The 12,673-nt window shown below is 70.7% G+C and carries 10 protein-coding genes; 3 read left to right on the top strand and 7 right to left on the bottom strand.

Annotated elements, in window-relative coordinates; genetic code table 11:
* Positions 1–56 precede the first annotated feature (56 nt).
* A complete protein-coding gene (locus WS46_RS03430; RefSeq protein WP_059528740.1) occupies positions 57–1,496 on the bottom strand; it encodes a DUF1254 domain-containing protein in 1,440 nt (479 codons plus the stop codon).
* Between the two features lie 380 nt (positions 1,497–1,876).
* On the opposite strand from WS46_RS03430, the gene WS46_RS03425 reads away from it, so the two are divergent.
* Positions 1,877–4,705, top strand: coding sequence for a heavy metal translocating P-type ATPase (locus tag WS46_RS03425; protein ID WP_082725249.1), 2,829 nt, complete (start codon positions 1,877–1,879; stop codon positions 4,703–4,705).
* A 170-nt stretch (positions 4,706–4,875) separates the two neighbouring features.
* Here WS46_RS03425 and WS46_RS03420 read toward each other — a convergent pair whose 3' ends face one another.
* The 4 genes from WS46_RS03420 to WS46_RS03410 form a co-directional block, all read right to left on the bottom strand.
* Positions 4,876–5,355 (bottom strand): N-acetyltransferase, encoded by a 480-nt coding sequence (locus tag WS46_RS03420; protein WP_059528743.1) that lies wholly within the window; start codon positions 5,353–5,355, stop codon positions 4,876–4,878.
* 159 nt (positions 5,356–5,514) lie between these two features.
* Entirely contained in the window at positions 5,515–5,670 is a 156-nt protein-coding gene (locus WS46_RS35920) for a hypothetical protein (protein WP_175908567.1), read from the bottom strand.
* A 175-nt stretch (positions 5,671–5,845) separates the two neighbouring features.
* A complete protein-coding gene (locus tag WS46_RS03415) occupies positions 5,846–7,210 on the bottom strand; it encodes a hypothetical protein (RefSeq protein WP_059689292.1) in 1,365 nt (454 codons plus the stop codon).
* Positions 7,211–7,314: 104 nt separating this feature from the next.
* Complete coding sequence (locus tag WS46_RS03410) at positions 7,315–8,013, bottom strand: MgtC/SapB family protein (protein WP_059528748.1); 699 nt, start codon at positions 8,011–8,013, stop codon at positions 7,315–7,317.
* 106 nt (positions 8,014–8,119) lie between these two features.
* Between WS46_RS03410 and WS46_RS03405 the strand changes: the two genes are divergently transcribed.
* A complete protein-coding gene (locus WS46_RS03405; protein ID WP_059689291.1) occupies positions 8,120–9,229 on the top strand; it encodes an AGE family epimerase/isomerase in 1,110 nt (369 codons plus the stop codon).
* On the opposite strand, the gene WS46_RS03400 is transcribed toward WS46_RS03405, so the two are convergent.
* Positions 9,202–10,830: a methyl-accepting chemotaxis protein gene (locus WS46_RS03400; protein WP_059689290.1), complete on the bottom strand. Its 1,629-nt coding sequence runs from the start codon at positions 10,828–10,830 to the stop codon at positions 9,202–9,204. The genes WS46_RS03405 and WS46_RS03400 overlap by 28 nt on opposite strands.
* Before the next feature lie 272 nt (positions 10,831–11,102).
* On the opposite strand from WS46_RS03400, the gene WS46_RS03395 reads away from it, so the two are divergent.
* On the top strand, positions 11,103–11,546 hold the full coding sequence (locus WS46_RS03395) for a PaaI family thioesterase (RefSeq protein ID WP_059467287.1): 444 nt from the start codon (positions 11,103–11,105) through the stop codon (positions 11,544–11,546).
* 62 nt (positions 11,547–11,608) lie between these two features.
* On the opposite strand, the gene WS46_RS03390 is transcribed toward WS46_RS03395, so the two are convergent.
* Entirely contained in the window at positions 11,609–12,661 is a 1,053-nt protein-coding gene (locus WS46_RS03390) for a CaiB/BaiF CoA-transferase family protein (protein ID WP_059689289.1), read from the bottom strand.
* Positions 12,662–12,673 lie beyond the last annotated feature (12 nt).

The following is a 12,673-nucleotide window of genomic DNA, read 5'->3' as shown; positions in this document are numbered from 1 at the left end:
GACGCTCGGGCGAGGCCGCCGCGCCCGCGGGTCGGACAGCGGCGGCGCCCGTCGGTTCACTTTCGGACGACGACGGGCGGCATCCACGAGCCGTCGCTCGCCTGCGGCTTCGGTGCGTAGAGTCGCAGCGCGAGCGCGAAGTCGGCGCGCGGCGCCGGCAGCCAGTTGGCCGCGTGCGTGCCGCCCGGCGACGCCGACACGACCACGTCGATCGAGCCGTCGTGATTGCGGCGCAAGCGGTCGCGGTCGCCAAGCGAGCGGCGCGCCGAGCCGACGTCGGGCAGCGCGCCGTTCGTCGTGTACGGCGTGAGCGTCCAGAACCCGCGCACCGGCGGCAGCGCGCCCGGCGCGAAGTGCAGCACGTAGCGGTTCGCGCCGTTCAGTGTGTGGCCGTCGCTATCGACGCGCACGAGCGCGAGCGTCTCGTCGTCGCGCGTCGCGGTGCCGAACTGCGTGTAGGCCGCGTATGCGCGCAGCGCATAGTCCTGGCCGTACTTGCCGGCCGTGTCGCCGATCCAGCTCCAGCCGTTCGCGTTCAGCAGGTTCGACGGCGGTGTCGCGAGCCGCGCGCGCGCCTCGGCGACGCCGGCCGTCGCGGCGTTCAGGCGATCGCCCGTCCACAGCACCGGGTAACCGGCCGTCACGCCGATGTCGCCGAGCAATTCGTTCGCGTGCGCGTCGTCGGCCGGTGCCGGATTGTCCTGCAGCGCCCGCGCGAAGCGCGTGAAGAACGCCTTCGGATCGAGCGCGGCCACCTGCTCGGCCGGCGTGCCGCCGCTCGCCGCTTCCAACGGCGCGCTGCCCGCATGGACCGCGACCGACGCGCCGCGCGTGCTGCCCGTATAGACGGACAGCGGCACCACGCGGATCGCCCGCTGCAGTTTCTTCACGTTCGTGAGGTCGCGCCCGCCGCTCGTCTGCAGCCGCACCTCGAGCCACGCGTTGGCCGACGGCACGTCGATACGCAACGCGCCCTTCGGCAGCGTGCCCTGCCAGTCCTTCGCGGCGAAGGCAATCGTTTGCGATCGCGCGGCGCCGCGAGCGCCACGCGCCGCCACGCTCGACGACGACCACAGCACGTTCGTCCACATGTCGAGCGCGCGGGCATCCCAGTAGCGGCCGCGGGTATCCGGCAGCGTCACGATCACCGGCTCGGCACCGACGTCGAGCCAGCCGGTCGAGTCGAGCGTGTCGACGCCCGGCAGCGGCGGGTTGAGCGCGCCGACGGGCGGCAGCGCCTGCGCGTGGCGCAGCGTGTTGAGCGGCGCCTGGCCCGGCTGCGCGCTGTCACCGCCCGTCGCGGCTTCCTTCGCGACGTCCATCAGCACGAGCGGATACGCGTATACATAGGAGTCGGCCACTTCGGCACGCATCCAGCCGGTTTTTCGCTGGATCGCGTCCGGCTGCGACGCGCATCCTGCCAGCAGCGCCGCCAGAGCCAGCGACGCGCCTGCCGCGCGCCGCAGAGAAATTGATTCTCGTAGGTTTTCAATCATTGAGTACTGGCCGAATATCGTTCTTGTCAGTCAACGCCTTGTTCGACTCACGATCGGCGAAAGCAAGGCACCCCAGCATGCCCGATCGCCGCTTCGCTCGGCGGGCGCTGATGTCAGGCCGGTATCATAGCGCCTAAGGGCATCCCCCAATATGCCGAATATCGGGCGCAGCGGTAGCGGGGCTGTCGTCGGCCCAGAGTTCCATTGATCCGGCCCTTGTCCGGAACCGCCCGCCGCCTGCGCGGGGCGGCATGCCGGGCGAGAATGGGCCGGCCGTCGCTACGATGCCGTATTGCATCGCCACCCCTTGACCTTCCCATCATGGGAATGTTGATACTGGCGTCATTCGCGGCACGAACCGCGCTTTTGGGGAATCCGACATGACTGAACCACTCGCCTCCGCCGACATGCAAACGATCGAACTGTCCATCGACGGCATGCATTGCGGCGGCTGCACGGGCCGCGTGCAGCGTGCGCTGGCCGCCGTGCCGGGCGTCGTCGAGGCGGCGGTCGATCTCGACGCGCATGCGGCGACGGTGACCGTGCAGGACACGGTCGAGCCCGCGCAGCTCGTCGCCGCGGTCGACGCCGCCGGCTATCACGCCGCCGTGCGCGAAGCGGCGGTCGAAGCCGTTGCGTCCGCGCACGTCGAGCACGCGATGCACGCGACCGCCCGGCCCGCAGCGCCGGCGAGCGCACTGCCCGCGCCCGCCGCCGGCATCGAACTCGACATCGACGGCATGACCTGCGCGTCGTGCGTGTCGCGCGTCGAAAAAGCGCTGGCGAAGGTGCCCGGCGTCGCGCGCGCATCCGTCAACCTCGCCACCGAGCGCGCGACCGTCGACGCGGCACCGGACGTTTCCGCGTCGCAACTGGCCGAAGCCGTGCGGCAAGCCGGCTACGGCGCGACACCGGTCGCCGCGCCGCCTCCGGCCGCTTCCCGCGATCTCGAATTCGACATCGGCGGCATGACGTGCGCATCCTGCGTCGGCCGCGTCGAAAAGGCGCTGGCCGCCGTGCCTGGCGTCACGCGCGCATCGGTCAATTTCGCGACCGAACGCGCGTCGGTGCATGGCGCCGGCGCGCTCGACGCCGCCACGCTGATCGCGGCGGTCACGACGGCCGGTTATCGGGCGTCGCTCGCCGTTGCGCCGGACGCGGACGCCTCGGCCGACGCCGAAGCCCGCGCCGCCGAACCCGCGCAAGCCCCCGACGCCCGCAAGCGCCGCGAAGCGATCCGCGAACGCAATCTCGTGATCGGCTCGGCCGTGCTGAGCGTGCCGCTCATCGTGCCGATGCTCGTCGCGCCGTTCGGCATCGACGCGATGCTGCCCGGCTGGCTGCAGCTCGTGCTCGCGTCGGTCGTCCAGTTCGGCTTCGGCGCACGCTTCTACCGCGCCGCCTGGCATGCGGTGAAGGCACGCACTGGCAACATGGACCTGCTCGTCGCGCTCGGCACGTCGGCCGCGTACGGCCTGAGCCTGTGGATGCTGCTGCGCGACCCCGCGCACCCCGGCCATCTGTATTTCGAGGCATCGGCCGTCATCATCACGCTGGTGCGCTTCGGCAAATGGCTCGAAGCGCGCGCGAAACGCCAGACGACCGAGGCGATCCGCGCGCTGAACGCGCTGCGCCCCGATCGCGCGCGCGTCGTCGAGCACGGCGTCGAACGCGACGTGCCGCTGGCGCAGGTCCGCATCGGCACGACCGTCAGCATCCGTCCGGGCGAGCGTGTGCCCGTCGACGGCCGGATCGCGTCGGGCCGCTCGCACGTCGACGAATCGCTGATCACCGGCGAAAGCCTGCCGGTGCCGAAGGAAGACGGCGATCCGGTCACGGCCGGCTCGATCAACGGCGAAGGCGCGCTCGTCGTCGAAACCACCGCGATCGGCGCGGAGACGACGCTCGCGCGCATCATCCGCCTCGTCGAATCCGCGCAGGCGGAAAAGGCGCCGATCCAGCGGCTCGTCGATCGCGTCAGCGAAGTGTTCGTGCCGGCGATCCTCGGCATCGCCGTGCTGACGCTGGCCGGCTGGCTGATCGCCGGCGCCGGCATCGAAACGGCGATCCTCAACGCGGTCGCGGTGCTCGTCATCGCGTGCCCGTGCGCGCTCGGCCTCGCGACGCCCGCCGCGATCATGGCAGGCACCGGCGTCGCGGCCCGCCACGGCGTGCTGATCAAGGACGCCCTGGCGCTCGAACTCGCGCAGCGCAGCACGGTGATCGCGTTCGACAAGACCGGCACGCTGACCGAAGGCAAACCGTCCGTGACGGCATTCGACGCCGTCGGCATCCCACGTGAGCAAGCGCTCGCTCTCGCGGCCGCGGTCCAGCGGCAAAGCGACCACCCGCTCGCGCGCGCCGTGGTCGCCGCGCACGATGCGGACGTCGTGGCCCGCGGCGGCGGCGCGGGTTCGGCCGAGATCGTCGCGGCCGAGGTCGTCGCGGCCGATGCACGCGCGGTGGCCGGACGCGGCGTCGAGGCGCGCGTCGGCGGGGAGCGTCTCGCACTCGGCAGCACCCGCTGGCGCGACGAACTCGGCATCGTCGTGCCGCCGGAACTCGACGCGCGTGCCGGGGAACTCGAGCGCGCGGGCAACACGATCTCGTGGCTGATGCGTGCCGACGCGCCGCGCGCGCTGCTCGCGCTGATCGCGTTCGGCGACACCGTGAAGCCGGGCGCGCGCGACGCGATCGCGGCACTGTCGGCGCGTGGCGTCGCGAGCGTGCTCGTCACGGGCGACAACCGCGGCAGCGCGGCGGCCGTCGCGGCGACGCTCGGGATCGGCGAAGTGCATGCGCAGGTGCTGCCCGACGACAAGGCACGCGTGGTGGCCGAACTGAAACGCACGCACGGCGGAATCGTCGCGATGGTCGGCGACGGGATCAACGATGCGCCCGCGCTCGCCGCGGCCGACGTCGGCATCGCGATGGCGACCGGCACCGACGTCGCGATGCATACGGCCGGCATCACGCTGATGCGCGGCGACCCGGCGCTCGTCGCCGATGCGATCGACATCTCGAAGCGGACGTATCGGAAGATCCAGCAGAACCTGTTCTGGGCGTTCGTCTACAACCTGATCGGCGTGCCGCTCGCGGCGCTCGGCTGGCTGAATCCGGTGATCGCGGGCGCGGCCATGGCGTTCTCCAGCGTCAGCGTCGTGACGAACGCGCTGCTGCTGAGGAGATGGAAAGGCCGCGCACGCTGATGCGGGCCACGACAAGCGCCGGGCCGTTCGATGGACGGCCCGGCGCTTGTCGTATCGGGAATCGCTTGCCGTCCGGCGGGGCGCAAATTGCATGCGCTGCGTCGGGACAGATCATCGGAAGGCGGCCGGAAAAAACGACAACTCGCGTCACCGACGCGCGCGTGCGGGCCTCAGCCCTGGACGACCGGCTTGATCAGCGTCGTCGTGATCGGCACGAAGCCGCACGCCCGATACAGCGCACGGGCCGCCGTGTTGTGATTGAACACCGACAGCCCGATTTCGGTGACGCCATGACGGCGCGCCTCGGCCTCGAGTGCATCGAGCGCGCGCGTGGCCCAGCCCTGGCGGCGCCGGGTCGGGACGATGTCGAGATCGTAGATGAACAGCGTACGGTTCGGCCCTTCGGGCACGATCGCGTACCAGAGGTCGCCCACCGTGTCGCCGCTGGCGGCGTCGATCAGTTGAACGAGCGTCTGGCCGGAAGTGAGCAGGCCATCGGGAAGCAGCGTATCGAAGCAGGCGCGGGCGCGGGTCTGCGCGTCGTCGGTGGCGTTCTGCCCGGATGACACGAGATCGCGCGCGTAGCCGTCGATGGCGCGCGTGCGGTATGCGTGGAATTCACCGGCCGTCATCGGCCGCATCTGCAGCATGGCCCGGGTGTCGCGAGGGAAGTCGGACTTCCAGTGTAGCGGGACGGTCGCACCGGCGCGCGATGCGGCGGTGGAAAACGGGCAGGCAGAGGCGGCGAGCGCCGCGCCGAATCAGCGAATCAGCGAATCAGCGAATCAGCGAATCAGCGAATCAGCGAATCAGCGACGGTACAGGACGGTCGGAACGCGGTTCGCACGACGCACGCGCTCGGCTTCGGCGTGACGTGCAGCGTACGAATATTCCGCGTCGAGCGGCAGGTGCGGGGAGACGAACAGGTCGTCGATCTTTTGCAGCAGGGCAAGAATGAAGCTCATGTGAGACTCCTGACAGATGATTCTAGGGTTTTCCCTTAGATGGATGCCATTCTAAGGGTTTTCCCTGAACTCTGCCAGCTCACCGCATCAGTTTGCCGCACCCGCGCCACCGCCGATCGACGGCACGCCCCGACGCGCCTTGTCACGCCGGGGTTTGCAGGTAGGGTCGGACGATTTAGCGCGTTCGACGCATGCGCTTCGCGGCCGCCGCCTCGCGGTTCGCATTGCGCTGCAGCCGGTCGACCTGCGACAGCATCGCTTCGTGGTGTTCCGCGAGCGTCATCAGCGTTGCCTGCTGCGTCGACAGGTCGGCAGCCAGCCGGTCGATCCGCTGCTGCCGGGCGTCGACTTCCTGCTTCAGGTGCGCGATTTGCCGCGTTTGCAGCACCAGCGCGACGAGCCCCGCGAACACGACGATCGCCAGCGCCAGCAGCAGCCGGTTGACGCGACGCATCTCGCGATCGGCCGCCTGCTTCATGCCGGCCGTCTCGGCCTGCAGCGCGGCGAGCCGGTCCGACAGCGGGCGCAGTTGCGTGTCGGGATCGAAGGCCGACGCGCTCGACGTGGCCGGTTGCGCACGTTCCGCCGACGGCTTCGTCACGAACGACGCCGCGGACGCAACAGGCTGCGCGAACGGCGCGGCCGGCGCCGCGGCTGCTTGCGTGGCGTCATGGGCACGCGCGGCAACTGCGGGCTCGGCCGGTTCGGCGGTCGCCGACCGTTCAGTGGATGGCGCAAGGTGCTGCGCCGGGGTCACTTCCGACGCCGCGTCGACGGCGGCCACTTCCGGCGCGCCACGCGCCGCTGCCGCTTCGCGTGCGCCAGCGACAGCACGGCGCTTGCCGCCGGCGGCTGCGCGACGCCCCTTCGTAGTCTCGCCGGGTGTTCGCACTGCTTCGTCGCGTGTGGCCGGCACGGCGGCGCCTTCGGGCTCATCGCTCGCTTTCACGAGTCGGTCGCCGATGACCGCATCGACCGCACCTTCCGCCGCTCCGGCATTCGCCGTCGAACGATCGGCGTGCGTCCCGGCCGCGTCGCCTGCTTCCGCCGCGCCGCTGGTCTTCACCTGGCTGCCGTCGGTTGCCGGCTCGCCGGTTGCCGTCGCGACGACACCATCGAGCAGCCGCGCCTCGCCGGGCTTCGTTGCATCGGCATCGGCCACGTCGCCGCGTTCACGCGTCGACGCAGGCGCCGTCGTTTTCGCCACGGCCCCGCCGTCGGCGCCCGGCGTGCCGAATCCATCCAGCGTCGCCTGCCGACCGCCGTCATCGCTGTCCGCGACGGCGGCCACCGTGTCGGCATCCACCGCCCCGTCATCGCGCGACACCACCGGCCCACGCGCAGCCGGCTCGAGCACCGGATCGCCGAACAGGTCGAGCGTGCGTTCGTCCCGCGGCGCATCGCCGCCCGTCGCGTTGCCGGACCGCGCGGTCGCCCTGGCGGCAGTGTCTGCCGCGGCCGCGACGGAACGCGGACGCGAACGGGCCGACGAGCGGTCGGAGCGGGAACGGGAGCGAGGCAGGGAAACGGATTCGGTCATGGAGTCGGATTACAGGTCCGCGAACGCGGAACCGGATGTCGAACGGAATCAGTGACCGGCCATTGTCGCATGACCGATCGCCGATCCGGCCGATCGGATGCCGTCTATTCGTCACCCGACAGCCCGCCGCCTTCCTCGAATCGCGTCACGCACGACAGCCCGCGCAGCTTGTCGCAGATCGCGCGGTATTCGAGATCCGACACGCGCCCGAGCGCGATGCGCACCTCGTCGTGCTCGCCCGTGTCGTCGGCGCGCTGCACGATGAATTGCTTCACGCGCGCGCTGTCGGGGCCGAGGGCCGCGTGCAGCGAATCGAACGTCAACGCGCCGCCCACCACCGTCAGCGCGAGCTGACGCCGCTGCCGCACCGTGAAGTAGCGGCGCTCGAGCGGCTTGATGCCGGCCAGGATGATCAGGATGATGATCGTCGCGGAAATCGACGCGACGTACAGTCCGCCGCCCACCGCGAGGCCGATCGCGGCGACCGACCAGAGGCTCGCGGCCGTCGTCAGCCCGCGCACGATCTCGCCGCGCAGCAGGATCGAGCCCGCGCCGAGGAAACCGATGCCCGAGACCACCTGCGCGGCGATCCGCGACGGATCGAGCACGATGTGGTCGCTGCTGCCCAGCACATCGGCGAAACCGAACGCCGACACGATCATGATGAGCGTCGAGCCGACACAGACCAGCATGTGCGTGCGCAGGCCGGCCGCCCACGACAGGCGCTCCCGTTCGAAGCCGATGACACTGCCGAGCGCCGCCGCGAGGACCAGGCGCATCACGAGTTCCAGGTTGCCGAGCATCCGATTTCTCTCCCGTTTTGAAGACTGCCGCGCGGAATGGTTTATCCTTGGCCCCGGCCGCGCCGCTCCGCGCCGACTCAATTCGATCCAAGCGCTCAACCCCGCCATGTCCGTTCCCGATTCCGCTTCCGCCCAGGCCGCCCGATTGCGCGACCATTTTGCGCACGTCATCCTGCCCATCTGGCAGGGTTCAGGGTTCGACCAGACGCTGCGGCTGCCGTTCGAGGCCGTCGATCCGGCCACCCATGCACCGCTGCCCGTCACCCGTTATCGCGCAATGGCATGCGCGCGACAACTGTTCGTGTTCGCGCAGGCCGGCCACACCGTGCACGCGGCCACGCTGTTCGACTCGCTGTGCCGCCGCTTCCGCGACCCACGCCACGGCGGCTGGTTCTACAGCGTCGATGCGCAAGGCGCGCCGCTCGACACGACCAAGGACCTTTATACGCACGCGTTCGTCGTGTTCGCGTGTGCCGCATGGCATGCGGCGTCGGGCGACGCCGCGGCGCGCACGGTCGCCGAGGACACCGCCGCGCTGATCCAGGACCGCTTCGCGCCGCAGCCGGGCGACGCGCTGCTCGACGCCGCGCGTCACGCCGACTTCTCGTCGTCGGGCAGCGGCGCGCTGCAGAACCCGCTGATGCACCTGACCGAAGCATGGCTCGCGGCCGCCGATGCGTTCGGCGACGCGGCGTTCGACGATGCGCTCGTGCGCACCGCGCAGGCCGTCGAGCGCACGTTCGTCGATACGGCGACCGGCTGCGTCGCCGAACTGCCGCTCGGGGCGGCCGACAACCGCTTCGAGCCCGGCCATCAGTTCGAATGGTTCTATCTGGTCGATGCGGCCGGCGCGCGCCTCGCGCAAACCGGACTCCCCGACGCGCTCGCGCGCGCGTTCGCGTTCGCCGAGCAGCACGGGATCGATCCGCAGACGGGCGCCGTGTGCGCGGCGGTCGACGCGCAAGGCGCATGCATCGACGGCACGCAGCGGATCTGGGCGCAGACCGAATACCTGCGCGCGCTCGCCACGCACGGCGGCACGCCGGCCTCCGCACCGCTCGCGCAGCAGATCGAGCGCTTCGCCGCGCGCTTCCTGCATCCGCGCGGCTGGTTCGAGTGCAAGACGGCCGACGGGCAGGTGTCGCGCGCCGACATGCCGTCGACGACGCCCTACCACCTCGCGACCGCTTACGCGGCGCTGCCCGCCGCTTCGTAACCGGCGCCGGCAAACGACGACGACGCGCGCGCGTCGCGAACACCGCGAGCCGCGCGCGCGTCGCCCAGTTCGAACACCGACACCGCCTGCATCAGGTGCGCGGTCTGGTCGTTCAGCGACGCGGCCGCCGCCGCGACTTCCTCCACCAGCGCCGCGTTCTGCTGCGTCAGCTGGTCCATCTGCGTGACCGCCTGATTGACCTGCTCGATGCCGACGCTCTGCTCGACCGACGCGGCCGTGATCTCCGACATCGTCTGCACGACCCGCGTGATCGACGCCGAAACCGTCCGCATCGCGTCGCCGGCCCGTTCGACGAGTTCCGAGCCGCCGTCGATCTGCGTGACCGACTCCTCGATCAGCGCCTTGATTTCCTTCGCCGATTGCGCGCTGCGCTGCGCGAGCGAGCGCACTTCGCCCGCGACCACCGCGAAGCCGCGGCCCTGCTCGCCGGCCCGCGCGGCCTCGACCGCCGCGTTCAGCGCGAGGATGTTGGTCTGGAAGGCGATGCCGTCGATCACCGAGATGATCTCCGCGATGCGCCCGGAGCTTTGGGCGATGCCGCGCATCCGGTCGATCACGCTGTCGACCACGCCGCCGCCGTGGCGCGTCGCGTCGAGCGCCGCGTCGGCCAGCGCGCTGGCCGCACGCGCGCTGTCGGTGTTCTGGCGGACGGTCGCGGTCAGTTCCTCCATGCTCGCGGCGGTTTCCTCGAGCGACGCGGCCTGCGTGCCCGTGCGCGCGGACAGGTCCGCGTTGCCGCCGGCGATCTCGCCCGCGCCGAGGTGGATCGCGTCGGACGCGTGACGCACGGTGCGCACGGTGTCCGCGATGCTCGCCTGCATCGTGGCAAGGCCGCGCAACATCCGGTCGATCTCGAACACGCCGCCCGCCCGCACGGCTTCGTCGAGCCGGCCCTGCGCGATGCGCTCGAAATGGCGGCCGGCCTCGTCCAGCGGCGCGACCACCGCGCGCCGCGCGGCGGCGTAAATCGCCGCGCTCGCGGCGAGCATCGCCACCAGCAGCACGATGCCGACCCACTTGAACCACTGAATCCCGCTATCGATCGTGGCGAGCGCGTCGCGGCTCGACTCGGCGCCGTAGTCGGCGAAGCGGTGCAGTTCGGCGAGGTATGCGTCCTGGAAGCCCTGCGTCGGCTGGTCGAGGAACGCCTGGATGTTGTCGGCGTCGAGGAACTGCACGAGTTCGCCCAGCGCGCCGCGCAGCGCGCGATAGCGCTCGACGAGCACCGCCACGCGCGCGCGGTTCGTCGCGTCGACGGCCTGCGCGGCCGTCAGCGCGGCGAACGCCTTGTCCGCTTCGGCGAGCGAAGCGCTGGCATGGCGGATGATCTCGTCGGGCTTCGGGCCGCCGCGCACCATCCGCGTGCCCGCGCGCGACAGGTTCACGCGGGCGTCGAGCAGGCCCTCGGTCGCCTGGCTGGCCGCGTCGACCTGCGCGATCGCGACGTTCGACAGGTCGTCGACGCCGCTGCGCGTCGATGCGAGCGCCCAGAAGCCGAGCGCCTCGATCGCGAACAGAAAGAGGCAAAACACGGTCAACACGCCGAGCAGACCCGACGCGAGCTTGATTTTTCCGAACATGGGGGAGATTCCTGGAGAGGCGACGATGGAGCAATGCCCCGGCATTAGCGGCATTTCTTCGTCGGACTTTAGGAACATCCGGCAAGCGGCGCCCGGCCAGTCCCCGCCATCCCCGTCGAATCGCCGGCAAACGAGGACAACGCGCGCGTTCGGCGCAGTAATCGCGTCGCATCGCGCCGGCCGTTGCGCGAAATGCGGACGAATTTCCTTGCTTATCCGCAGCCCCCTTCCTAGAGTTCAGCGCAAGCGGACACGCATTGCGAGGGCAGTCGATGACGGACATCACGGACCACGCGCGCGGCGCATTGCGCGCGCAACCGTTCAGCATGCTGCTGGGCACGGAGCTGATGCATATCGGCGACAACGAAGTGTCGCTGTGCCTGCCCGTGCGGGAAGAGTTGCGGCAGCAGCATGGCTTCGTGCACGGCGGCGTGATCGGCTACCTCGCCGACAACGCGCTGACCTTCGCCGGCGCGCTCGTGCTCGGCCCGCGCGTCATCACCGCCGAATACAAGATCAACTACCTGCGGCCGGCCGTGAACGGCACGCTCGTCGCGCGCGCGAAGGTCGTCTACGCGGGCCGGCATCAGGCGACCTGCCAGTGTCATGTGTTCGTCATCGACGGCGATCACGAGCGGCTCGTCGCGATCGCGCAAGGCACGATCAACCGCGTCGGCGACGGCAAGATGCCGGATGCGCCGGAGGAAACGGCGTAAGCGGCCGATATCGCTCGACACGGCGGAGCACACGCGGCGACAAGCCCCGCGCACCGGCTCCGTCAACCCGCGTCATCATCCTGCAACGATAGAAACCGCGGCGCCACGCGCGCCCGCACGTTCCCGTTCTCGTCAGTTCGATAGATCCCGCGCGCCGCAATGTGCGGATGCTCGACCGCAGCGGCCACGCTCAGCACCGGGGCGAAGCACGCGTCGGTGCCTTCGAGCAGCGCGCGCCAGTGCGCGGACGGCTGCTGCGCGAACACCTCCGCAAAGCGCGCCTTCAGCGCCGGCCAGCGTGCGCGGTCATACTGCGACGCCGGATCGACATCGCCCAACCCGAGCCGCTCGACCAGCAGCGCGTAGAACGGCGGCTCGAGCGCGCCGATCGTCACGCATTCGCCGTCCGCGCAGCGATATACGTCGTAAAACGGCGCATCGTGGAAGAGGCTCGGCTGCGCGCCATCGAGTTGCCCGTTCGCGCGTGCCCACAACGCGAGCGAGCCGAGCATCGACACGATGTCGACGATCGCGCCGTCGACCACGCGCCCCGGCCCGCCGCCGCGCACGTCGAACAGCGCGCAGACGATCCCGAATGCGAGCCCGAGCGCGCCGCCGGCATCGCCGACGACGGTCGGCGGCACGCCGGGCCGGCCATCGCGCGGCGCGGACAGCGACAGCAGCCCCGTCAGCGCGACGTAGTTCAGGTCATGCCCGGCGGCCGCCGCGAGCGGTCCGTCCTGGCCCCAGCCCGTCATCCGTCCGTACACGAGCTTCGGATTCTCGCGTGCGCAATCGTCCGGGCCGAGACCGAGGCGCTCCATCACGCCGGGCCGCAACCCCTCGATCAGCGCGTCGGCCTGCGCGATCAGCGCGAGCGCCGCGTCGCGGCCGGCCGGCGTCTTCAGATCGAGTTCGACGATCGTCTTGCCTTCGCGCAGCAGGTCGCCGTCGCGGCCCTGCAGCGCGTCCGGCGCGCTGGTGCGGCCTGCCGGACGCGCGATCAACGTGATGCGCGCGCCCATCCCGGCGAGCATCCAGCCCGCGAGCGGGCCGGGGCCGAGGCCTTCGAATTCGACGATGTGGACGCCGGCAAGCGGGACACCAAGCGACATACGATTCTCCTG

Origin of the sequence: Burkholderia sp. RF4-BP95 (assembly GCF_001521985.1) — a bacterium.
Classification (GTDB): Bacteria; Pseudomonadota; Gammaproteobacteria; order Burkholderiales; family Burkholderiaceae; genus Burkholderia; species Burkholderia diffusa.
The sequence above is the reverse complement of the archived record's forward strand: the minus strand, read 5'-3'. Positions and strand labels throughout refer to the sequence as shown.